Here is a 22465-nt window from a genome sequence, read left to right on the forward strand (position 1 = left end):
CCCCGTGCGCACCGTCCCCGTGTCCGCGGCCCCCGTGCGCGAGGCCCTCATGCGCAGGGCCCCCGTGCTCACGGCCCCCGAGGCGAGCCGGGCCAACGCCCTGCACGCGGGCGCGTGGTGGCTGTGGGCGCTCGGCCTGGCCGTCGCCGCCTCCCGGACCACGAACCCGCTGCTGCTCGGGCTGCTCGTCGGGGTGGCCGGTTACGTGGTGGCGGCCCGGCGCACGGACGCGCCCTGGGCCCGCTCGTACGGCGCGTTCGTGAAGCTCGGCCTGTTCGTCGTGGCCCTGCGGGTGGTGTTCTCCCTGCTGCTCGGTTCGCCCGTCCCCGGCACGCACGCGCTGTTCACGCTGCCCGAGGTGCCGCTGCCCGACTGGGCCCAGGGGGTGAGGATCGGGGGCCGGGTGACGGCCGAGCAGCTGCTCTTCACGCTGTACGACGGCGCCAAGCTGGCGACCCTGCTGATCTGCGTGGGAGCCGCGAACGCCCTCGCCGACCCGGCGCGGCTGCTGAAGTCGCTGCCGGGGGCGCTGTACGAGGCCGGGGTCGCCGTCGTCGTGGCGATGACCTTCGCGCCGAACATGGTCGCCGACGTGGCCCGGCTCCGGACCGCCCGCCGGCTGCGGGGCAGGCCCACGGGCGGGGTGCGGGCGGTGCTCCAGATCGGCCTGCCGGTCCTGGAGGGAGCGCTCGAACGGTCGATCGCGGTCGCCGCGTCGATGGACGCGCGCGGGTACGGGCGGACGGCGCAGGTCCCGGAGGCGGTACGGCGCACCACGAACGTCCTGGTCCTGGGCGGGCTCCTCGGCGTGTGCGCCGGCTCGTACGGGCTGCTCGCGGCGGAGGGCGCGGGGTACGGACTGCCGCTGCTCGGCGCCGGGCTCCTCGCCGCGACGGCCGGGCTCCGGCTCGGCGGCCGCCGGACCGTCCGTACGCGCTACCGGCCCGACCGCTGGAGCGCGCGGGCCTGGCTGGTGGCGGGCTCCGGGGTGGCGGTCGCGGTCCTGATGATCCGGGCGAACGCGTACGCCCCCGAGGCGCTGCATCCCGGGGTCGTCCCCCTGGAGGCGCCGGAGCTGCCGCTGTGGCCGGCGGTGTCGGTCCTGGTGGGCCTGGTGCCGGCGTGGGCGGCCCCCGTACCCAAGGAGAACGTGTGATCCACTTCGAGAACGTCTCGGTGCGCTACGAAGGGGACGCCGAGCCGACCCTGCGGAACGTGGACCTCACCGTCCCCGAGGGCGAGCTCGTGCTCCTGGTCGGCCCGTCCGGCGTGGGCAAGTCGACCCTCCTGGGCGCGGTCTCGGGCCTGGTCCCGCACTTCACGGGCGGCACCCTGACCGGGCGGGTGACGGTCGACGGCCGCGACACCCGCACGCATCCGCCGCGGGAGCTCGCGGATCTGGTGGGCACGGTGGGGCAGGACCCGTCCGCGCACTTCGTGACCGACACGGTCGAGGACGAGCTCGCGTACGGCATGGAGTCGCTCGGGCTCGCGCCCGGCGTCATGCGGCGCCGGGTGGAGGAGACCCTCGACCTCCTGGGCCTCGCCGAACTCCGGGACCGCCCGATCGCCACGCTCTCCGGGGGCCAGCGCCAGCGGGTCGCGATCGGCTCGGTCCTGACCCCGCACCCGAAGGTCCTCGTCCTCGACGAACCCACCTCCGCGCTCGACCCCTCGGCGGCGGAGGACGTCCTCGCGGTGCTCCAGCGCCTGGTCCACGACCTGGGCACGACGGTCCTCCTCGCCGAGCACCGCCTGGAACGGGTCGTCCAGTACGCGGACCAGGTCCTCCTGCTGCCGGAGGCGGTCATGGGTCCGCCGGCGGAGATCATGGCGGTCTCGCCGGTGCATCCCCCGGTGGTGGCGCTCGGGCGGGTGGCGGGGTGGGATCCGTTGCCGCTCACGGTGCGGGACGCGAGACGGCGGGCGGGGGAGCTGAAGGCGAGGCTGGAGGGACGGGACCCCGCGGGGCTTCTCCCCCGTCCCGCCGCGCCGCGAAGCCGGGACTCCCGGGACGGAGCCCCCGGTTTCGGGAAGGGGCGGCGTGGGGGGATCACCCTCTTCAAGCGGCGCCGTGCCCGGCCGGCACCCGCACCCGCCACGGCCCCCCTGCTCCTCACCGAAGGCCTCGCCGTCCGCCGCGCCCGCGTAGAGGCTCTCCGCCGCGTCGACCTCCGGGTCGCCCCCGGCGAGACCATCGCGCTCATGGGCCGCAACGGCGCCGGAAAGTCCACCCTGCTCTCCACCCTCGTGGGCATGATCGAGCCGACGAGCGGCACCGTCCGGGTCGCCGGGCGCGCCCCGCACACCACCGACCCCCGCGACCTGATCCGCCAGGTCGGCCTGGTCCCGCAGGAGCCGCGGGACCTGCTGTACGCGGACACCGTCGCCGCCGAGTGCGCGGCGGCCGACGCGGACGCGGGCGCGGCGCCCGGGACCTGCCGGGCCCTGGTGGAGGAGCTGCTGCCGGGGGTGGCGGACGACACGCACCCGCGCGACCTGTCCGAGGGCCAGCGGCTCGCGCTCGCGCTGGCCGTGGTCCTGACCGGCCGGCCGCCGCTGCTCCTGCTCGACGAGCCGACGCGCGGTCTGGACTACGCGGCCAAGGCGCGTCTGGTGGCCCGTCTGCGGACGCTCGCGGTGGAGGGGCACGCGATCGTGCTGGCCACGCACGACGTGGAGCTGGCGGCGGAGCTGGCGCACCGGGTGGTGATCGTCGCGGACGGCGAGGTGGTCGCGGACGGCCCGACGGCCGAGGTCGTGGTGTCCTCGCCGGCCTTCTCCCCGCAGGTGGCGAAGATCCTGGCGCCGCGGCCGTGGCTCACGGTCGAGCAGGTGGAGGCGGCGCTGTGAGGACGGCCCGCCCGGTCCGCCTGGGTCCCCGCTCGGTCGCGGCGCTGGTCCTCGTCTCCCTCGTCGGGGTCCTGGCGTTCTGCTGGCCGCTCTTCGCGGAGGCCGGCTCCGCCGTGACCTCGCACGCCGGGGACGCGCCGTGGCTGTTCGCGGCGCTGCTGCCGCTGCTGGTCGCGGTGGTGGTGGCGACGATCGCGGACCGCGGGATGGACGCGAAGGCGGTGGCGATGCTGGGCGTGCTGGCCGCCGTGGGCGCGGCCCTGCGTCCCCTGGGGGCGGGGACGGCCGGCCTGGAGCCGATGTTCTTCCTGATGGTGCTGAGCGGCCGGGTCCTCGGTCCGGGCTTCGGCTTCGTCCTGGGGGCGGTGACGATGTTCGCGTCGGCGCTGCTCACGGGCGGGGTGGGCCCGTGGATGCCGTTCCAGATGCTGTCGATGGGCTGGTTCACGATGGGCGCGGGGCTGCTGCCGGGCCCGGACGGGCTGCGGGGCCGGGCCGAGCTGCTGATGCTGTCCGCGTACGGGTTCGTGGCGGCGTTCGCGTACGGCACGGTCATGAACCTGCAGGGCTGGGTCCTGCTCCAGGGCCTGAGCAGCGGGATCTCCTTCGAGCCGGGCGCGCCGCTCCACGAGAACCTGGTCCGTTTCCTCGCCTACGTCCTCGCCACCTCCCTGGGCTGGGACCTCGGCCGGGCAGCCCTCACCGTCGTCCTGACCCTCACGGTCGGCGGCGCGCTCCTGAAGGCGCTGCGGCGGGCCACGCGGCGGGCGAACTTCGAGGCCCAGGTCACATTCGAGGGGGCGGAAGCGCCCTCTCCGGGTGAGGCGCCCCACAGGACCTACGTCACGTACGAGCCGGAATAGTAGACCGACAGACCTGCCCCGATCAGCCCACATGCGGTCATGACCTGCGGAAACGTCACACACCGGCCCTCCCTCCGAAGTCCCCCGGGTCCGAACCTTCCTCGTACAGGGGGTCGTTGCACCGGGGTTCCGGCCCTGCTTCTCTGGTGGACGTCGCCAGGCAGCCGGTGCTCGTCGGAGCGCCTCAGCCGGCCGGTTCCCTCCGGTTCCCGGACCCCCGGGCTCTGGTTCCGGCTTGCCGAAAACGCCTGGCGCGGCCCTTGTTCCCGACGTTAGGTCGATACCTTGATCCGCTCGCTCACCACTCGTGTCTCCGCCCGCAACAAGAAGATCGCCGCTTCCGCAGCCGTGCTGCTGGGTGCGTCGGGTGCGGTGCTGGGCACGACGGGCTCGGCTTCGGCCGCCAGCCCGCAGGAGCTCGCCCGCGAGATCGTCCCCGCCTCGCAGTACGCGTCGTTCAGCAAGATCGTCGAGCACGAGTCGCACTGGAACCACACCGCGACCAACGCGTCCAGCGGCGCCTACGGTCTGGTCCAGGCCCTGCCGGCCTCGAAGATGGCCTCGGCCGGTGCCGACTGGAAGACGAACCCGGCCACCCAGATCAAGTGGGGCCTGAACTACATGAACGAGCGCTACGGCTCCCCGAACGCCGCCTGGGCGTTCTGGCAGGCCAACGGCTGGTACTGAGCCGAACCCCTGACACGTCGCAAGGCCCCGCCCTCCTCCCGGAGGGGCGGGGCCTGCGGCGTTCTCCGGCGTCCGTGACGCCTTCAGGCGCCGGGGAGCATCCGGACCTGGGGCCAGGGCCGTCCAGGACCGCCGGGCTCGGCCGTCGGGCCGTCCGGGCGTCCGGGCGGCGGAGTACCTGGCGGCGCTGGTCGCGGACGCCGGCGGGCGGGGCCTTCCGGACAAGACGCCCCCTCGGGACCGCCCGGCGGATCGGGGCCGGGCGGGCGCTACAGCCGCTGGATGATCGTCCCGGTCGCGAGCGCGCCGCCCGCGCACATCGTGATCAGCGCGAACTCCTTGTCGGTGCGCTCCAGTTCGTGGAGGGCGGTGGTGACGAGCCGGGCGCCGGTGGCGCCGACGGGATGGCCGAGGGCGATGGCGCCGCCGTTGACGTTGACCTTCTCCAGGTCCTGGTCGAAGACCTGCGCCCAGCTCAGCACGACCGAGGCGAAGGCCTCGTTGATCTCGACGAGGTCGATGTCCTTGAGCGACATCCCGGCCTTGCCGAGGACGGCCCGTGTCGCGTCGACGGGACCGTCGAGGTGGTAGTGCGGGTCGGCGCCGACGAGGGCCTGGGCGACGATCCGGGCGCGCGGCTTCAGCTTCAGCGCGCGGGCCATGCGCTTGGAGGCCCACAGGAGGGCGGAGGCGCCGTCGGAGATCTGGGAGGAGTTCCCGGCGGTGTGGATCGCGGTGGGCATGACGGGCTTGAGGCGGGCCAGGCCCTCCATGGTGGTGTCGCGCAGGCCCTCGTCGCGGTCGACGAGCCGCCACATGCCCTGCCCGGCGGCCTGTTCGGCCTCCGTGGTGGGGACCTGGACGGCGAAGGTCTCGCGCTTGAAGCGCTCCTCGGCCCAGGCGGTCGCGGCCCGCTCCTGGGAGAGCAGGCCGAGGGAGTCGACGCGCTCGCGGGTGAGTCCGCGGCGGCGGGCGATGCGCTCGGCGGCCTCGAACTGGTTGGGCAGGTCGACGTTCCACTCGTCGGGGAACGGCTTGCCCGGGCCGTGCTTGGAACCGGAGCCGAGCGGGACGCGGGACATGGCCTCGACGCCGCAGGAGATCCCGATGTCGATGACGCCGGCCGCGACCATGTTGGCGACCATGTGACTGGCCTGCTGCGAGGAGCCGCACTGGCAGTCGACGGTGGTGGCGGCCGTCTCGTAGGGCAGGCCCATGGTGAGCCAGGCGGTGCGCGCCGGGTTCATGGACTGCTCGCCGGCGTGGGTGACCGTACCGCCGACGATCTGTTCGACGCAGTCGGCGTGGATGCCGGTGCGGCCGAGGAGTTCGCGGTAGGTCTCGCCCAGGAGGTAGGCGGGGTGGAGGTTGGCGAGCGCGCCTCCGCGCTTGCCGATGGGGGTGCGTACGGCTTCGACGATGACGGGTTCCGCGGCCATGGGCTCGTCCTCTCCTCGACCGGGCGGGGTGTCCCGGCACCCCGGTCGGTCGGCGTCACGGGGAACTAGTACGCGTTCTAGTTCTGACTGCAGTCTTATGACTGCTACCGCCGGTACGCAAGGGTCCGGGACGCAACAGTTCCCGCTCCGCCCCTTGCCACTTGTAGAACTCGTTACTAACTTTCCCGGCAACTTCTGATGGTCCATCAGATATGGAGAGTGTTGCCGATGGCCTGCCCCCACCTCCCCGGAGGACGGTTCCCCGAAGGGCATCTCCCCGAAGGGCTCCCCGACGGGTTCGACGCCACCGACCCCGATCTGCTCCGCGACCGCGTCCCCTTCCCGGAGTTCGCCCGGCTGCGGCAGACCGCGCCCGTCTGGTGGTGCCCCCAGCCGGCCGGCGTCACCGGCTTCGCGGACGGCGGGTACTGGGCGGTCACGCGCCACGCGGACGTCAAGTACGTCTCCACCCACCCCGAGCTGTTCTCCTCGAACGAGAACACCGCCGTCATCCGCTTCAACGAGCACATCACCCGGGACCAGATCGAGGTCCAGAAGCTGATCATGCTCAACATGGACCCGCCCGAGCACACCCGGGTCCGCCAGATCGTCCAGCGCGGCTTCACCCCCCGCGCGATCCGGAACCTGGAGACCGCCCTGCGCGACCGCGCGCACGCCATCGTCGAGGAGGCGAAGCGCGGCACGGACGCCGACGGCACCTTCGACTTCGTCACCCGGGTCGCCGTCGAACTCCCCCTCCAGGCCATCGCCGAACTCATCGGCGTCCCCCAGGAGGACCGTTCCCGGATCTTCGACTGGTCGAACAAGATGGTCGCGTACGACGACCCCGAGTACGCCATCACCGAGGAGATCGGCGCCGAGGCCGCCATGGAGCTCATCGGCTACTCGATGAACATGGCCGCCGCCCGCAAGGAGTGCCCTGCCCGGGACATCGTGTCGCAGCTCGTCGCGGCCGAGGGCCAGGGCAACCTCTCCTCCGACGAGTTCGGATTCTTCGTGCTGCTGCTCGCCGTCGCCGGGAACGAGACCACCCGCAACGCCATCAGCCACGGCATGCACGCCTTCCTCACCCACCCCGACCAGTGGGAGCTCTTCAAGCGCGAGCGGCCCGCGACCGCCGCCGAGGAGATCGTGCGCTGGGCGACCCCGGTCGTCTCCTTCCAGCGGACCGCCACCCAGGACACCGAACTCGGCGGACAGAAGATCCGCGAGGGCGACCGGGTCGGCCTCTTCTACTCCTCCGCCAACAACGACCCCGAGGTCTTCACCGACCCCGAACGCTTCGACATCACCCGCGACCCCAACCCCCACCTCGGCTTCGGCGGCGGCGGGCCCCACTTCTGCCTCGGCAAGTCCCTCGCGATCAAGGAGATCGAGCTGATCTTCAACGCGATCGCCGACGCCCTGCCCGACCTCACCCTCGCCGGCGAACCACGCCGGCTGCGGGCCGCCTGGCTGAACGGCGTGAAGGAACTCCGGGTCCGCGCCGCATGACCCCTGCGGGACGAGCCCTGCGGGACGGCCCCTGCGGGGCACCCCCGACAGGACGACCCCGACAGGACAACCCCTGCGGGACGGCCCCTGCGGGCGGAACCGGATCTTCCCCGGATACGTCTGAGCTCCCATGCGGGGGACACACAGCAGGATCCTGACCACCATCACCGCGCTGCTCGCGCTCCAGCTCGGCTCGCTCGTCGCACCGGCGTACGCCTGCGGCTGCGGCGCCATGATCCCGGACAAGGCCGAGCGCATCGGCGTCGACCGGGAGGAGTCGGCCGTCCGCTGGGACGGCCGCACCGAGACCGTCGTCATGCGCTTCAACGTCCACGGGAACGCCCGGCGGGCGGCCTGGATCATGCCGGTGCCGAGCCGCGCCGACGTCCGCCTCGGCGACCCGGCGCTCTTCGACGAGCTCGGCCGGCTCGCCGAGCCCGAGCAGCGCGACCGCCACTACTTCTGGCCGCGCGAGGGCGACTGGCCCTTCGACGGCGACAACGGCGACGGAGCCGCCGCCGCCCCGCCCGGCGCGGGCTCCGGCGTCGGCGTCGTCGGGCGTGAACGGCTCGGCCCCTTCGACGTGGCCCGGCTCACCGCCACCGACCCCGACGCCCTCGGCGACTGGCTGCGCACCAACGGCTTCGAGCTGCCCGAGCGGCTCTCCGGCGCACTCCGGCCGTACGTCGAGCGGAAGTGGGAGTACGTCGCCGTCCGCCTGGCCCCGCAGGAGAAGGGCGCGACCCTCCACGGCGAACTGACCCCGCTGCGGGTCGCCTTCGCCTCCTCCGAACTCGTCTACCCCATGCGGCTCTCCCGCCTGGCGCGGACGCCCCAGACCCTCGGCCTGTACGTCCTCGCCGACCACCGGATGGAGCCCCGCTCCCCCATCGGCGGCGACCGCCCCGAGGTCACCTTCGCCGGCCGGATCGAGCGGCCCGGGAGCGCCGTCGCGGAGCTCGCGGGCGACCGGCCGGTCCGGCTGACGGTCCTGGAGCAGGAGTTCCCGCACCCCGAGCGGATCGACGACGACCACCACCTGCGGACCGTTGCCGACACGCCGTACCGCGAGGTCGAGTACACCGACCGGCTGCTGACCGTCGGCGGCGGCATCCCCGTCTGGCTCCTGACGGTCGGCGGCGGTCTGCTGCTCGCGGCGCTGTTCGCCGTACGGGGGAAAAGGCGCCGCTCGGGCAAGCCCTCGGGTGTACGTTCGCCCGCATGACGAACCCTCAGGAAAACCGGTGGGCCGCGGTCGACCGGTACATCACCGAGACGATCGCCCCCGCCGACGAGGCGCTCACGGCCGCGCTCGCCGACTCCACCGCGGCGGGCCTCCCGGAGATCGCCGTCGCCCCCAATCAGGGGAAGCTGCTCCACCTGCTCGCCGGGATGCAGGGCGCGCGGAACGTCCTGGAGATCGGCACCCTCGGCGGATACAGCACGATCTGGCTGGCCCGCGCACTGCCCGCCGACGGCCGGCTGATCACCCTGGAGTACGACCCGGCCCACGCGGAAGTGGCCCGCGCCAACATCGCCCGCGCCGGCCTCGACAAGATCGTCGAGGTCCGGACGGGCGCGGCCCTGGACAGCCTGCCGCGGCTGGAGGCGGAGGGCGCGGGCCCCTTCGACCTCGTCTTCATCGACGCCGACAAGGTCAACAACGCGCACTACGTGGCCTGGGCGCTGAAGCTCTCCCGCCCGGGCACGGTGATCATCGTCGACAACGTGGTGCGGAACGGCAAGGTCGCCGACCCTCACCCGGACGACCCGGCCATCACGGGCACCCGCGAGATGTTCGACCTGATCGCCGGCGAGCCCCGCCTCGACGCGACGGCCCTGCAGACGGTCGGCACGAAGGGCTACGACGGCCTGCTCCTGGCCCGCGTGGTGCGGTAGCGGTCACTTCCACTCGTAGAGCGTTCCGAAGACCTTCCCGCTCTCCTCGGTCTCGAACTCGAACAGTCCGGCGATCCCGTTGAGCCGGGTGAACTCGGCGGAGGCGGTCTCGTAGAAGAGGGCGCCCCGCCAGCTCACCCCGCCGGACTCGGTGAACCGCCCCACCCCGCTGCCGTGCCAGGTGATGGTGTCCCCGGCCCGGGTCATGCTGACGCCGTGGCCCTCGCCGAAGAGGGTGCCGTCGGGCCGCGTGACCGACTCGTACGTCCCCATGTCCTTGACTTCCACGCCGAGAAGCGTGCCCGTCGCCCTGAACGAGGTCTCCACGACGGCATGACCGCCGTCCGTGGACAGCACGCGCATCCCCGTCATCTCGCCCGTGATCGTTCCCAGCTCGTCGCCCAGCATGGCGGGACTCCTCTCCGCATTCCCCCGGAACCAGGATGGATCCCCTCATTCCGGACTACGCCTGTGGCCTGGCAGCGTCAAGCGGGGCGCCGGACGGCCGGCGGGTCAGCTCTCGCCTGGTGGGCGCAGCACCGGCCGCGCGCCCGAAGTCGGTGTGCCTCCTGGGCCCGTGGCGGCCGTGACGGCGGTGGCGGCGGCGGCGGCGGTGGCGGCCGTGACGCGGAACGACGACGGCAGAACCCCGTTTCGACCGGCGGATGTAAGAGACTGCGGGTACGTGATCAAGGCTCGGGGCGTTGCCCTGCCTGTGTTTCCTGAGAGGTGTCGTGTGCCCAGTGTGGTAAAGATCAACGTCCTGACCGTGCCGGCCGAGCAGCGTGAGGTGCTGGAGCGGCGTTTCGCCTCCCGGGCCGGGGCAGTGGAGGGGTCCGACGGCTTCGAGTGGTTCGAGCTGCTGCGCCCGGTGGAGGGCACCGACCAGTACCTGGTGTACACCCGCTGGCGCAGCGAGGAGGACTTCCAGAACTGGATGAACGGTCCCATGAAGGCCGCCCACCAGGGCGGCGGCGAGGGCGGTGAGCGGCCGAAGCCCGCCGCCTCCGGCTCCACCCTGTGGTCCTTCGAGGTCGTCCAGCAGGCGTCGCCGAAGTAATTCGGCGGCGAGCTCCGTCATGCGGGTCGCACAATGACCCGCATGACCTGGACTTTCCCTCCCGAGCGCGTCGACACCCCGGAAGCGACCGCCCTCCGGCGCGACTACTACTACGACGTGGCCAGCAGTTACTGGAAGCGGCCCGCGACCGAGATCGAGATAGACGAGGGCCTGCTGAACGACGGCGTCGAGCTCCTGACCCCGCCGACCGGGCAGTTCCTGGTCGCGCGGTTCGAGGGGAAGCCGGCCGGCTGCGGCGGGATCCTGATGCTGGACGGCGAACGCGCCGAGCTGACCCGGGTCTTCCTGCGGCGCGACTTCCGCGGCAGGGGCGGCGCGGACGGCCTGCTGCGGAGTCTGGAGGAGGAGGCGCGCGGCCTCGGCGCGCGCCGGATGGTCCTCAACACGCGCCTCGACCTGGTCGAGGCGCGGGCCCTGTACGCGCGGCACGGGTACGCGGAGATCCCCGCGTACTGCACCGGCCCCTATATGGAGATCTGGTACGGCAAGGAGCTCTGAGCCCGTGTCCCGCGGGTTCGGGACCGCGCACCCCGGGTCCGAGGCCGGCGGCACGGGCGAAGAGCCCTGAGCCGCGCACCCCGCGGGTTCAGGGCTGGTGGTCGCGGGGCGGCTCGGGTGCGCGGGGCCGCTCCCCGTCCGAGCCGCACAGCTCCGCCGTCAGCTCCTCCACCAGCTGCACGAGGTCGGTCGGCCGGTCGGGCCCCCACCAGTCGCCGAGGAGTTCGGCGAGCGACTCCTCCCGGGCCCCGGCCAGTACCGCCGCCGCCCGCACGCCGTCCTCGGTGAGGACCAGCTGGACGCCCTCCCGGCTCGCGAGCCGCCGCTCCTCCACCTGCCGGGACGCCTCCGTGATCACCCGCAGCGGTACGGGGGTGACCTCGGCGAGCCGGGCGGGCTCGACGGTCCCGTGGCGGCGGAGGCGCAGCAGCAGCCAGCTCGCGGCGGGCAGCAGGTCGAGCCCGGCGCGTTCGGTGATCTTCACGTAGATCGCCTTGCGGCCCTCCCTGGAACCGAGGACGGACAGGGCGCGGGCGCACTCGTCGTACGAGGAGCGCTCGACCGGGTTGGAGGCCAGGGTCTGGCTGGTGTCGGGCGCGGTGACGGAGGCGCGCAGCTTGTCCTCCTTCAGGAACCAGGCGATGACGAAGGCGACGAGGACGACGGGTGCCGCGTACAGGAAGACGTCCGTGATGGACGTGGCGTACGCGTGCAGGACGGCCGGCCGCAGCTCGGGCGGGAGCTGGGCGATGGCGCGCGGGTCGGCGGCGACCTGGCCGGGGCCGGTGCCGGGCGGGAGTTCCGTCCCCGCGCTCGCGAACACGTCGGCGAGTTCGCCGGTGAGCCGGTTGGTGAAGATCGTGCCGAAGACGGCGACGCCGAACGAGGCGCCGATGGAGCGGAAGAAGGTGGCTCCGGAGGTGGCGACGCCGAGGTCCTCGTACGAGACGGCGTTCTGCACGACCAGGACGAGGACCTGCATGACGAGGCCGAGTCCGGCGCCGAAGACGAAGAAGCGGACGCTCATCGACCAGGTCGAGCTGGTCTCCGTGAGCTGGTGGAGGAGGAGCAGGCCGAGCGCGGTGAGGGCGGTGCCCGCGATGGGGAAGACCTTCCAGCGGCCGGTGCGCGAGACGATCTGCCCGGAGGCGGTCGAGGTGATCAGCAGGCCGAGGACCATGGGCAGCATGTGGACGCCCGACATGGTCGGGGTGACGCCCTGGACCACCTGGAGGAAGGTCGGCAGATAGGTCATCGCGCCGAACATGGCGAAGCCGACGACGAAGCTGATGACGGAGACGAGGCTGAAGGTCCGGATCCGGAACAGTCTGAGCGGCAGTACGGGCTCGACGGCCCGCCGCTCGACGTACACGAACCAGACGAGGAGTACGGCTCCGAGGACGGCGAGGCCGATGATCTGCGCCGATCCCCACGCCCAGGTGGTGCCGCCGAGGGAGGCCACCAGGACCAGGCAGGTGGCGACCGAGGCGATGAGGAAGGTGCCGAGGTAGTCGATCGTGTGCCGGGTGGAGCGCACCGGGATGTGCAGCACGGCTGCGATCACGAAGAGCGCGACGATCCCGATCGGCAGGTTGACGTAGAACACCCAGCGCCAGGAGAGGTGCTCGGTGAAGAGCCCGCCGAGCAGCGGGCCGAGGACGCTGGTGGCGCCGAAGACGGCGCCGAAGAGGCCCTGGTACCTGCCGCGCTCCCGGGGCGGGACGAGGTCGCCGACGATCGCCATCGACAGGACCATGAGGCCGCCGCCGCCGAGGCCCTGGATCGCGCGGAAGGCGATGAGCTGCGGCATGTTCTGGGCGATGCCGCAGAGGGCGGAGCCGATGAGGAAGACGACGATGGCGGCCTGGAAGAGCTTCTTGCGCCCGTACTGGTCGCCGAGCTTGCCCCAGAGGGGGGTCGCGGCCGTGGACGCCAGCATGTAGGCGGTGACCACCCAGGAGAGGTGCTCCATGCCGCCGAGCTCGCTGACGATGGTCGGCAGGGCGGTGGAGACGATGGTCTGGTCGAGTGCGGCGAGCAGCATGCCGAGCAGCAGCGCGCCGATCGCGACGAGGACGGTGCGGTGGCTCCGCCCCTCCCCGGGCGCGGGGGCGTCGCCGAGCCGGTCCGGGCTTGTGTCCTGGGCCATGGGGTCTCCGTCTCCGTGGGCGGCCCCTCCATCCTGGTCCGAATGTCCCGTTATGGCCTGTGGAGGGGCACGGCCGTTCGCCCGCCGTACAGGGTCGGGCTGCATAATCGCTCGCAGTGGTATCGGGGAGGGGACCCATCATGACCGGACACGTCTGTCCTGAATGCGGTGTACACAGACCTGGCTGCGCCTGCGCCAGGGCGGCCGAGACGGCGGCGGCCGAGGACTTCGACCCGCTCAGGATCAGGCCGTACGTGACCCTGGACGCCTCGGACGGGCCGGACGGGCCGGACGGGGGCGGCGCGAGGGGCTCGTACGGGGCGGGGGATCCGTACGGAGCGGGAGGCGGTGCGGCAGGGCCGGACGGGGAGCCGACCGCGTTCCTTCCGGCGCACTCGGCCGGGCCGGCGTACTCGGCGGGGCCGGCGTACTTGGCCGGGCCGTCGCATGCGCAGGCGCCGGAGCCCGCGCATGCGACGGAGTCGGCGTACTCGACGGAGTCCGCGCACTCGGCCGAGGACCCGCCGACCGCCCAGCTGACGGCGATCCGCCCGGGGCACGGCCTCACGGCACCGATGCCGGCGGCGGATCCGGCGGCGTACCCCGCCGAAGCGGCGGCGGATCCCGGACGCGGTCGGGATCCGGAGCCGTACCCGGGATTCGCGGGCTCGGAGGCGTACCCCGAGGGCGGCCACCCCGGCGACGCGGGCGGTGCCTCCGAGACGATGCCGCTGCTGCTGCGCGGCGTCGGCGACGTGCCGCGCGCGCACGGCCAGGAGCGGGCGCGGGGCCGCAGGCGCGGCGCGGTGGTCGCGGCGGTGGCCGCCGTCGCCGTGGCGGGCACCGCGGCCCTGGCGGCGGCCGTCCTCGGCGGCGCGGACGGGACCGACGACCGGGCGGCCGTCCCTGAGGTGACCACGAGCGCGTCCCTGAACGTCGCCGTGTCGGAGGCGCCGTCCCCTTCCTCGGAGACCCCCGAGCCGACCGCGTCCTCCCCCACCCCGCAGCGGACGTCCGCGTCGCCGTCCCCCACCCCCTCCCCGGTCCGCACCACCGCGAGCGCGGAGGCGTCGACGAGCCCGGCGGCCCCTCCGGCCGCCCCCTCGGCACCGACGACCGCGGCACCGACGGCGACGCCGTCCGCGCGGCCGACCGAGGAGACGGCGGTCACGCTGAGCCTCGGCTCGACGGGCGAGGAGGTGGTCGAACTCCAGGCGCGGCTGACCCTGGCGGGGGCGTACCACGGGGACGTGGACGGGCAGTACGACCAGGAGGTCTGGCGTGCGGTGAAGAACTACCAGTCCTGGATGTACATCCAGGGCGACCCGAAGGGCGTGTACGGCCCCCACACCCGCGAGGCCCTGGAACGGAGCACCTGGCTGTAGAGCCGGTGCGGCGGGGGCGACGGCCGGTGGACGGCCGGCGGCAGGCAGGCGATGGTCGGCGGGCGGTCGGCGGCCAGCAGGCGACGGGCGGGCGACGGCCAGCAGGCGACGGGCGGGCGACGGCCGCCAGCGGGCAACGGGGGGCCGGCGACAGGGCCCGGTGGCGGTCGGCGGCAGGGCTCGGGATTCCAGCACTCGGACCGGTTGGCCAAGACGGCCCTCGGTTTTGTATCGTAAAAGAACAAAGTGGCCCCGCCCGCACTCCCTGACCGGTGGGCGGGACCACTTCGTTCTCCGTGCCACCCCTCCTGGAGACCCGATGCCCGCCAGCACCCCGGCAAAGCTCACCGCCCGCGCCCTCCTCCTCGACATGGACGGCACCCTCGTCGACTCGGACGCCGTCGTCGAGCGCTGCTGGCGCCGCTGGGCGGACCGGCACGGGCTCGACGCGGGCGAGGTGCTCAAGGTGGTCCACGGCCGCCAGGGCTTCGCGACGATGGCCGTCCTCCTCCCGGACCGCCCGATGGCGGAGAACCACGCCGACAACCGGCTGATGCTGGCCGAGGAGACCGCCGACCTCGACGGGGTCGTCCCCGTCCCCGGCGCCCCCGCCTTCCTGGCCGCGATCGCGGACCTCCCGCACGCCCTGGTGACCTCCGCGGACGAGGCCCTCGCCCAGGCCAGGATGGGCGCGGCAGCACTCCCCGTACCGGAGACCCGGATCACCGCCGAGAGCGTCGGCGCCAGCAAGCCGGACCCGGAGGGCTTCCTCAAGGGCGCGGCGGCGCTGGGCTTCACCCCGGCGGACTGCGTGGTCTTCGAGGACTCCGAGGCGGGCATCCAGGCGGGCCGCGCGGCCGGCATGCGCGTCGTGGGCGTGGGTCCGCGCGCGGCGGCCTTCGCGCCGGACGTGCACGTCGCCGACCTCACGCGGCTGCGGGCGGAGCACGCGGAGAACGGCTCGATCACGCTGACCGCACTGCCGTAGAGCTGACCGCACTGTCGTAGACACGACACCTCCCTCTTCCCTCGCGCGCGGCCGGAGCCTCCGGCCGCGCGCGAGGCGTTTCCGGGGCGGGCCGCGCCCCCGCTCCCCGCACCCCTCCCCCTCGAACCCCTGAACGCTGGGCGGAATCTGCCGCTCCATCAGGACCCGCACACCCCTTGATGTGACGTGTTCATGTCGCCACTCTGTTACCTGGCGCCCCCCTCGCGGAAACCTGGCGCCGCCACGATGACCGGGCCCGACCGCCCGGCACCCCGCGGGGACGGCAACCAGCCAAGGTCCCCCCACATCAAGGGAGTTCACATGCCCGTCGGCATGATCTACGCGCGTCGACTCGCCGTTCTCGCCACCTCCGCCACCCTCGCCGTCACCGGCCTCCTCGCCACCGCACCGGCGGCGCAGGCCGCCATGCCGACCCCGGTCAGCGCCGCGACCGCCCGCACCTACCTGGCCGCCCTCACGGTCAAGGCGGAAGGTTCCACCACGGGTTACAGCCGGGACCTCTTCCCGCACTGGATCACCCAGTCCGGCACCTGCAACACGCGCGAGACCGTCCTCAAGCGCGACGGCGTGAACGTCGTCACCGACTCCAACTGCGCCGCGACCAGCGGCAGCTGGTACTCCGAGTACGACGGCGCCACCTGGACCCTCGCCTCCGACCTGGACATCGACCACATGGTCCCGCTCGCCGAGGCCTGGCGCTCGGGCGCGAACTCCTGGACCACCGCCCAGCGCCAGTCCTTCGCGAACGACCTCACGCGGCCGCAGCTCATAGCCGTCACCGACAACGTCAACCAGGCCAAGGGCGACCAGGACCCGGCGACGTGGCTGCCCCCGCGGACGGCCTACCGCTGCACGTACGTCCGGGCGTGGGTGCAGGTGAAGTACTACTGGAGCCTCAGCGTGGACTCCGCCGAGAAGAGCGCCCTCCAGTCCGCCCTCAACGGCTGCTGACGACGGGTCCACCGAACTCGCGTCAGCGACGGCCACCGGGAGCGAGCCCCACCACACACCCCCGGTGGCCGAATGTTGAACTTGCAAGTACTAGTGAGGGGTGCCTAACCTGACGACCTCATCGGTTTCCGTCCCCCGCGCCCTGTCCCCCACGGACGGGGCCGGACCGAAGGAGTCACACCCCCATGACCGACCTGAACGCCCCGAACACCGCCAAGGCCGGTGCCCCTGGTGCGCCTGGCGCCCCCGCGAGCCTCGCCGCACGTCTGAACCAGGCCCAGCCCTACGCGCTCGGCCTCTTCCGCATCGTCGTCGGCCTGCTCTTCGCCTGCCACGGCGCCTCCTCGCTCTTCGGCGTCCTCGGCGTCAGCGCGACACCGGCCGGCACCTGGCCGAGCTGGTACGCGGCCGTCGTCCAGCTCGGCGCCGGCGTCCTGGTCCTGGCCGGACTCGGTACCCGGAGCGCCGCCTTCCTGGCCTCGGGCTCGATGGCGTACGCGTACTTCAAGGTCCACCAGCCGGAGTCGCTCCTGCCGATCCAGAACGGCGGCGAGAGCGCGGCCATGTTCTGCTGGGCCTTCGCGCTGCTCGTGTTCACGGGCCCGGGCGCCCTGGCCCTCGACCGGCTCTTCGGCGCCGGGGAGACGACGGACGCGGAGGCACGGGAGGAGCGGGGCACGCCGGTCGCGGCCTGACGCACGAGCGGGACGCGACGGCGCGGCGCCTGACGTACGAGCACGACCACCGGGAGGGACCGGAAACCGCAGCTCGGTTTCCGGCCCCTCTCCCCACCGGCTCACCGACCCGGGTCCCGACGGCCACCGCAGGAGCCGGCCCGGTGCGGGCCTCCGTAGCGACGCCGTCCGCACCGACCGACCGGCCCCCGTACCGACCGGCCTCCGTACCGACCGACCTCGCAGCCCGCCGACCCCCGCGCCCACCGACCGGCCCCCGTGCCCACCGACCGGCCTCCGCACCCGCCGGCCGGCCCCGTGCCCACCGGCCTCCGCACCCGCCGGCCGGCCCCGTGCCCACCGGCCTCCGCACCGGTCGGCCCTCCGTACCCACCGGCGGTCGGTCGCCCGCCCCCGCGTAGGCTCTGGCCTGTGAATCTGCTCGACAGCCTGGGCTCGCTGCGGTCGCTCGCCGCCGGCCCATGGATCTACCCGGTCGTGGCGACGTCGATCCTGCTCGACGTCTTCCTGCCCGTGCTGCCGAGCGGCTTCCTCGTGATCACCGCCGCCACGGCGGCGGCGACGGCCACCGGCGTCTCCCCCGGGGTGCCGTCGCTCCTCCCCCTGCTCCTCTGCGCGGCCGGCGCCTCGGTGCTCGGCGACTTCCTCGCGTACCGGCTGGCGCTGCGCGGCGGGGCCAGGCTGGACCGGGCGATCGGACGCTCGCGCCGCCTCTCACTGGCGCAGGAACGTCTCGGCACCGCGCTCGCGCGGGGCGGCGGACTGCTCGTGGTGCTCGCACGCTTCGCCCCGGCCGGCCGCTCCGTGGTCTCCCTGGGCGCGGGCGCGGCGAAGCGGCGGGTCGAGGAGTTCCTGCCGTGGTCGGCGCTGGCGGGCGTGACCTGGGCCTCGTACAGCGTGGGGCTCGGCTGGCTGGGCGGTCAGTGGCTGGGCGCGACCTGGTTCAGCGCGGGGGTGTCGACCCTCGCGCTCTTCCTGGCGGGCGGCCTCGCGGCGTACCTCATACGGCGTCCGGCTGCGGCTCCCGCGCCGGCGTCCTGACGGCGTCCGGCCGAGGCTCCCGCGTCCTGACGGCGGCGGGGTGCGCGCCGCGCACCTCCAGGCTGCCGAGGAGTCTCGCGGTCGCGTCGGCGATCTCGTCCACGGCCCGCTCGAAGGCCTCGCGGTTGTGGGCGGCGGGAGCGCGGAAGCCGGAGACCTTGCGGACGTACTGCAGGGCGGCGGCGCGGATGTCGTCCTCGGTCGCCTCCTCGGGCAGGACGGGCGGGCGGAGCGTCTTGATGCTGCGGCACATGTCTCCAGTGTGGCGCGGACCACTGACAGCCGCCCCGAGCACGCCGCGCCCCGGGAACGCCCGCTCACACCCGTCCACTCCCCCACCCACCACCTCTCTCACCCCCATCACGCACCCAGGCCGCGTCTGCTCCGTGCGTTGATCTCGGCGGTGCGGGCGCGCAGCTCGTGGAGGGGCGTGGCGGGCTGGACGTCGACGGGTTCGGCCTCCCACTCGACGCCACCGTGGACGGCGCGGATCAGAAAGCGCCCGGAGACGCTCTCCACGTAGAAACCGACCCGCCCCGTGGCGGTGTCGCGGACGAGGTCACCGACCTCGGGCAGTGGCTGCACGCATCCCCTCCGTCCCGGCTCCTGAAGCTTGGGGACACTCAGGGAAGCGCGGCGGCCGGGCCCTGTCAACGTATCTCTAGAGATGTCCCCCGATGGGCGGATCGACCGGGCGGGACGGCGTACAGGCGTGCTCCCGGGCCGAGGAGCGCGCCGTAGGGTGTCCCGCAGACGAAGGGAGTGGTCCACCCGTGACTGACCAGGACAGTGCTCGCCGGCCCAAGTACCAGCGCATCGCCGACGAGTTGAGAACCGCGATCCAGTCGGGCGCCTTCGCGCCGGGCGACCGGCTCCCCGGCGAGAACGACCTCATGACGACCTACGACGTGGCCCGCATGACCGCTCGCCAGGCCCTGTCCGTGCTGCGTACGGAAGGGCTCGCCGAGGCGCGCAAGGGCGCCGGGGTCTTCGTCCGGAGCTTCCGTCCGCTGCGCCGCCGGGGCATTCCGCGCCTCGCCGGGGACCAGTGGGGCAGCGGCCGCTCGGTCTGGTCGGCGGACGTCGAGGACCGGGAGCTGGTCGTCGACCAGATCGAGGTGGGCGAGACGGCGGCCGGCGACCGGGTCGCGGAGGCGCTGAACCTGGCGCCGGGGACGCCCGTCTGCGTCCGGAGCCGCCGTTTCGTCCTCGACGCGAAGCCGGTGCTGCTGTCCGTGTCGTACCTCTCGGCCGAACTCGTACGCGGTACGCCGATCACCGAGCCGGACACGGGCCCCGGCGGCACCTACGCGCGGCTGACGGAGCTGGGGCACCGGCCGGTGCGGTTCCGGGAGGAGATCCGCTGCCGGATGCCGACGGCGGACGAGTCGGACCGGCTCTCCCTGGAGTTCGGGACGCCGGTGGTGCTCATCGGCCGCACGGCCTTCACGGGGCCCGGGGTGGCGGTGGAGCTCAACGAGATGACGCTGGACTCGGCGTCGTACGTCCTGGAGTACGACTTCGACGCGTGACGGCGGCGGCCTCGGACCGCGGCCCGGGGCCGACGTGGACGACGCCGCCGGGGTGCTCGGCGGCGGCGAGGGCGACGGCCTCCGCCGAAGTGCTCCCCGGCCCGACGTGGGTCACGACGGGCCGCCCGGCGCGGGCGGCGGCACTCCGTCCGGCCTGCGCAGCCGAACAGTGTCCGGCCACGGGACCATCGACCTCACGGATGAAAAGCGCGTGTTCGAGGGCGATTCGGGTGGGCGAGGCGCAGGGCGCCCAGGACCCGCGGGCGCGAGCTACGCGGCCTTCTCCACCTCCTCCTGCCGGGCGGCCGGGATCGCGTGCTGCTGCACATCGGAGTTGACCTGTCCGCCGAGGGTCATGACGTTCAGGGTGGCGGAGTTCTCGTTGGCGATGGCCTTCTCGACGCGGGCGACGAGGACGGAGAACGCCTCGCGCCTGGCCAGGTCGCGGTACGGCCCGACCTTGGCCTCGAAGTAGACGCGCTCGTGCCCGAGCAGCTGCTCCGTCGACCGGTAGTTCTTCCACTGCTCCCGGTAGCGGTACACGCTCTCCAGCGAAACGGAGGCGACGACCACCACGCTCAGCACGGTGGCCGTGACCCGCGCGAACCCCAGGTCCAGGTTGACGAACACCGGCACCAGCGCGCCGCCGACGACGGACACGGTCCGCATCCGCAGGTGCATCGCCTTCATCCGGGTCGCCTTGGCGTCGTACCACTGCTGGTACTGCACGATCCTGGTCTCGATGTACCGCTGCGGCGTCATATCGCCGCCCTGCGCCCCTGGTTCGGGAGCGTCCCCCACGTCAGACATGTCCGGAGTACACCGGCCGGGACGCGTCCACGTCAACTTCGGGGCTCGCCGGTGCTCAGTGCGGCTCAGCCCTTCGTCGTCGGCCCGCGTCTGCGGCCTGAACAGGGCTTCCTGGGCTGCGGGCCGGAGGCCGTACGCACGTGCCGGCACTCCCTCCGGCGGCTCGGGCGGCGGCTGCTCGTGCACGCGGAACCGCAGAGGGACCAGGCAGCGGCGGTGGCCGGCGCAGGAGGCGCGGGCGTCCAGCCTCTCCTGCCTCAGCTGCTCGCTCCGCGCGAACGCATGCCCCTCGTCGGCCGTCCGCCGTTGGAACGCGAGCGTGCTCCCCGACCCCGGCGGCGTCCCCACGACGGCCAGGGCGCCGGCGACGATTCCTTCCGTCCCACCACCTGACCACGGCGGGCGGCCCTCAGTCGACGGCCACCCGCACGCGGACGGCGTCGAGGGCCGGCCGCCACGGGAAGGGCGCCGGCGGGTCCGGCAGGAACCCGTCCTCGCCGTACAGCACCGAGACCCCGGCACCACGGAGGGTCTCCAAGGACCGCTCGAACTGCGGGTGCTGGGCGTAGGCGGCGCTCACGTACGGCAGGGCCACCATCGGAATCCCCTTGCCGATCCCCTCCGCGACCGCGCCGACGACGAACTCGTCCACGATCCCGAGTGCCCACCGGTTCACGGTGTTGAAGGTGGCCGGCGCGACGAGGATCGCCGAGGCCTCCGGCCACACGTCCGGCTCGCCGGGAAGCGCGTGGTCCCACCGCACGGGATGCCCGGTGAGCACGGCGAGCCCGTCGAGCGACCCGGCGAGCCAGCGGGCCGCCGTGGGGGTGAGCCCGAGGCAGACGTCCCAGCCGTCGGCCTGCGCGTCCTCGATGACGCGGGCGATGTCGAAAACGGGCTCGGCGGCGTCGGCAAACAAGTACAAGGTGCTCATCCCCTCATACGACCACACCCGCTCCCACCCCACCGAAAGCCCCCGGCCATGATCAGCGGGGTTTCGTACCGGCCGGCCGGAAACCCGGCTCCTCACCAAGTCCCGCCGAACGGCCGGTCAACGGACACCGGACACCCCGCGAAACGAACCCCCGACCGCCCCCCACCGAACCCCGACCGAACCCCGGCCCACCCGCCCGCCCCTTCGACCGGAACCAGTACGGCCGTGCCCGGCACGGGAAAGACGGTCGTCCCCGTGCCGCCCGGGGGCACCTCGTACCGGCAGTGGACCTCGACGACCGTCAGCACCTCGAGCGAGACGGCCGCGCGGTCCGGCTCCTGCCCGTGCTGCTCCTCCCGAAAGCCGATCCCGGCCGCCCGCCGGCCACCGACGACGTCGGCGCAGTCCTCCGGATCGACCCGCAGCAGACCCCACGGGACGCAGATCCGACCTACTTCCTCGCAGTACGGCCGACCCTCGAGGCGATTCGAGAGGCACGGGGTACGGAAATGCCGAGAGCGGCGGCGACCTCGGCGAGCGTCCGGGCCCGGCGCATCTCGATGACGGCCTCCTGCCGGGCGGCACGAAGTTCCGCCCGGAGACCGGGGACGGCATCGAGGACAGCACTGCGGGCGCAAGCACGGATGGCGGGGTCGGGAACGGCAGTGAGGTCGGCGATGACAGCCCGGATCGCGTCGACGGCGGGAGAGGACTCAGTCATGGATTAAGGAGGGTGTCCCTGAACAGGGCGCTCCTCCTGGCGACGCCGTTGGATCCGTCGTCCCGTCAGCCATCGCCCTGAGACTTCTCCAGGCCTTCCGTGACCGCGTCATGGAAGCGGAGCTCGTCGGCCCGGCAGGGCGCGGCGAAGAACATCGCCTGCGCTTCGGGGAGCCCGCATCCGACCACGCGCATGGTGACCATGACGGCGTCCATCCCGTCACAGCCGCGCTTCCGCAAGAACTCCCGCAGCGCCGCACCGTCATGACCGTCGGCCCAGACGGGTCGCGCCGCCTCGGCCGTGCCGGCTGTCAGGGCCTTTCGTGCCGCGTCCATCACAGCGCCTCGCAACGTCCGTCAGGCATGCCTTGATCCACTGCCGGTACGGGCGCAGACCACGGAAA

The 22465-nt window shown here is 73.3% G+C and carries 24 protein-coding genes; 15 read left to right on the plus strand and 9 right to left on the minus strand.

Features of this window, described 5'->3' with window-relative positions:
• Positions 1-49 precede the first annotated feature (49 nt).
• The 4 genes from K7G60_RS05555 (at position 50) to K7G60_RS05570 (ending at position 4403) form a co-directional block, all read left to right on the plus strand.
• Positions 50-1156, plus strand: coding sequence for an energy-coupling factor transporter transmembrane protein EcfT (locus K7G60_RS05555; RefSeq protein WP_225799788.1), 1107 nt, complete (start codon positions 50-52; stop codon positions 1154-1156).
• The gene (locus K7G60_RS05560) at positions 1153-2853 is read left to right on the plus strand and encodes an ABC transporter ATP-binding protein (protein ID WP_225799656.1); all 1701 of its coding nucleotides are present in this window, start codon (positions 1153-1155) and stop codon (positions 2851-2853) included. Before K7G60_RS05555 ends, K7G60_RS05560 begins: the two co-directional genes overlap by 4 nt.
• Positions 2850-3716, plus strand: coding sequence for an ECF transporter S component (locus tag K7G60_RS05565; RefSeq protein WP_225799657.1), 867 nt, complete (start codon positions 2850-2852; stop codon positions 3714-3716). Before K7G60_RS05560 ends, K7G60_RS05565 begins: the two co-directional genes overlap by 4 nt.
• A 285-nt stretch (positions 3717-4001) precedes the next feature.
• Positions 4002-4403 (plus strand): transglycosylase SLT domain-containing protein, encoded by a 402-nt coding sequence (locus K7G60_RS05570; RefSeq protein WP_225799658.1) that lies wholly within the window; start codon positions 4002-4004, stop codon positions 4401-4403.
• Between the two features lie 269 nt (positions 4404-4672).
• On the opposite strand, the gene K7G60_RS05575 is transcribed toward K7G60_RS05570, so the two are convergent.
• A complete protein-coding gene (locus tag K7G60_RS05575; RefSeq protein WP_225799659.1) occupies positions 4673-5842 on the minus strand; it encodes a steroid 3-ketoacyl-CoA thiolase in 1170 nt (389 codons plus the stop codon).
• Between the two features lie 228 nt (positions 5843-6070).
• Here K7G60_RS05575 and K7G60_RS05580 point away from each other — a divergent pair, with 228 nt between their 5' ends.
• From K7G60_RS05580 to K7G60_RS05590, 3 genes are all read left to right on the plus strand, one after another.
• Positions 6071-7357, plus strand: a complete 1287-nt coding sequence (locus K7G60_RS05580) for a cytochrome P450 (protein ID WP_225799660.1) — start codon at positions 6071-6073, stop codon at positions 7355-7357.
• A gap of 130 nt (positions 7358-7487) precedes the next feature.
• Entirely contained in the window at positions 7488-8582 is a 1095-nt protein-coding gene (locus K7G60_RS05585) for a DUF2330 domain-containing protein (protein WP_225799661.1), read from the plus strand.
• A complete protein-coding gene (locus K7G60_RS05590) occupies positions 8579-9256 on the plus strand; it encodes an O-methyltransferase (RefSeq protein ID WP_225799662.1) in 678 nt (225 codons plus the stop codon). Before K7G60_RS05585 ends, K7G60_RS05590 begins: the two co-directional genes overlap by 4 nt.
• A gap of 3 nt (positions 9257-9259) precedes the next feature.
• Here the strand turns inward: K7G60_RS05590 and K7G60_RS05595 are convergent, their stop codons facing one another.
• Positions 9260-9664, minus strand: a complete 405-nt coding sequence (locus K7G60_RS05595; RefSeq protein ID WP_225799663.1) for a hypothetical protein — start codon at positions 9662-9664, stop codon at positions 9260-9262.
• 328 nt (positions 9665-9992) lie between these two features.
• Between K7G60_RS05595 and K7G60_RS05600 the strand changes: the two genes are divergently transcribed.
• Positions 9993-10316, plus strand: coding sequence for an antibiotic biosynthesis monooxygenase (locus K7G60_RS05600; RefSeq protein ID WP_225799664.1), 324 nt, complete (start codon positions 9993-9995; stop codon positions 10314-10316).
• A 33-nt stretch (positions 10317-10349) separates the two neighbouring features.
• Positions 10350-10835, plus strand: coding sequence for a GNAT family N-acetyltransferase (locus tag K7G60_RS05605; RefSeq protein WP_225799665.1), 486 nt, complete (start codon positions 10350-10352; stop codon positions 10833-10835).
• A gap of 88 nt (positions 10836-10923) precedes the next feature.
• On the opposite strand, the gene K7G60_RS05610 is transcribed toward K7G60_RS05605, so the two are convergent.
• Positions 10924-12984 carry an MFS transporter gene (locus K7G60_RS05610; RefSeq protein ID WP_225799666.1) on the minus strand — a complete coding sequence of 687 codons (2061 nt, stop codon included), beginning with the start codon at positions 12982-12984 and terminating at the stop codon, positions 10924-10926.
• 140 nt (positions 12985-13124) lie between these two features.
• Here K7G60_RS05610 and K7G60_RS05615 point away from each other — a divergent pair, with 140 nt between their 5' ends.
• The 5 genes from K7G60_RS05615 (at position 13125) to K7G60_RS05635 (ending at position 18065) form a co-directional block, all read left to right on the plus strand.
• On the plus strand, positions 13125-14369 hold the full coding sequence (locus K7G60_RS05615; RefSeq protein WP_225799667.1) for a peptidoglycan-binding protein: 1245 nt from the start codon (positions 13125-13127) through the stop codon (positions 14367-14369).
• A gap of 319 nt (positions 14370-14688) precedes the next feature.
• Positions 14689-15357: an HAD-IA family hydrolase gene (locus tag K7G60_RS05620; RefSeq protein ID WP_225799668.1), complete on the plus strand. Its 669-nt coding sequence runs from the start codon at positions 14689-14691 to the stop codon at positions 15355-15357.
• 321 nt (positions 15358-15678) lie between these two features.
• Positions 15679-16329: an HNH endonuclease family protein gene (locus K7G60_RS05625; RefSeq protein WP_225799669.1), complete on the plus strand. Its 651-nt coding sequence runs from the start codon at positions 15679-15681 to the stop codon at positions 16327-16329.
• 185 nt (positions 16330-16514) lie between these two features.
• A complete protein-coding gene (locus K7G60_RS05630) occupies positions 16515-17024 on the plus strand; it encodes a DoxX family protein (protein WP_225799670.1) in 510 nt (169 codons plus the stop codon).
• A gap of 411 nt (positions 17025-17435) precedes the next feature.
• Complete coding sequence (locus K7G60_RS05635; protein WP_374115590.1) at positions 17436-18065, plus strand: DedA family protein; 630 nt, start codon at positions 17436-17438, stop codon at positions 18063-18065.
• Here K7G60_RS05635 and K7G60_RS05640 read toward each other — a convergent pair.
• Together K7G60_RS05640 and K7G60_RS05645 are read right to left on the minus strand one after the other, a co-directional pair.
• The gene (locus K7G60_RS05640; protein WP_225799671.1) at positions 18025-18318 is read right to left on the minus strand and encodes a DUF2277 domain-containing protein; all 294 of its coding nucleotides are present in this window, start codon (positions 18316-18318) and stop codon (positions 18025-18027) included. The two genes, K7G60_RS05635 and K7G60_RS05640, sit on opposite strands and share 41 nt — an antisense overlap.
• A gap of 107 nt (positions 18319-18425) precedes the next feature.
• Complete coding sequence (locus K7G60_RS05645; protein WP_225799672.1) at positions 18426-18650, minus strand: hypothetical protein; 225 nt, start codon at positions 18648-18650, stop codon at positions 18426-18428.
• A 188-nt stretch (positions 18651-18838) separates the two neighbouring features.
• Here K7G60_RS05645 and K7G60_RS05650 point away from each other — a divergent pair, with 188 nt between their 5' ends.
• Positions 18839-19597 carry a GntR family transcriptional regulator gene (locus K7G60_RS05650; RefSeq protein WP_225799673.1) on the plus strand — a complete coding sequence of 253 codons (759 nt, stop codon included), beginning with the start codon at positions 18839-18841 and terminating at the stop codon, positions 19595-19597.
• Between the two features lie 270 nt (positions 19598-19867).
• Here the strand turns inward: K7G60_RS05650 and K7G60_RS05655 are convergent, their stop codons facing one another.
• From K7G60_RS05655 to K7G60_RS05665, 4 genes are all read right to left on the minus strand, one after another.
• The gene (locus K7G60_RS05655; RefSeq protein ID WP_225799674.1) at positions 19868-20407 is read right to left on the minus strand and encodes a DUF4231 domain-containing protein; all 540 of its coding nucleotides are present in this window, start codon (positions 20405-20407) and stop codon (positions 19868-19870) included.
• A 409-nt stretch (positions 20408-20816) separates the two neighbouring features.
• Complete coding sequence (locus tag K7G60_RS05660; protein WP_225799675.1) at positions 20817-21341, minus strand: flavoprotein; 525 nt, start codon at positions 21339-21341, stop codon at positions 20817-20819.
• A gap of 92 nt (positions 21342-21433) precedes the next feature.
• Positions 21434-21979, minus strand: coding sequence for a DUF6578 domain-containing protein (locus K7G60_RS39365; protein ID WP_374115591.1), 546 nt, complete (start codon positions 21977-21979; stop codon positions 21434-21436).
• 148 nt (positions 21980-22127) lie between these two features.
• On the minus strand, positions 22128-22397 hold the full coding sequence (locus K7G60_RS05665) for a hypothetical protein (RefSeq protein WP_225799676.1): 270 nt from the start codon (positions 22395-22397) through the stop codon (positions 22128-22130).
• Positions 22398-22465: the final 68 nt, after the last annotated feature.

The organism is Streptomyces sp. NK15101, from assembly GCF_020400725.1.
In the GTDB taxonomy this organism is placed as follows: Bacteria; Actinomycetota; Actinomycetes; order Streptomycetales; family Streptomycetaceae; genus Streptomyces.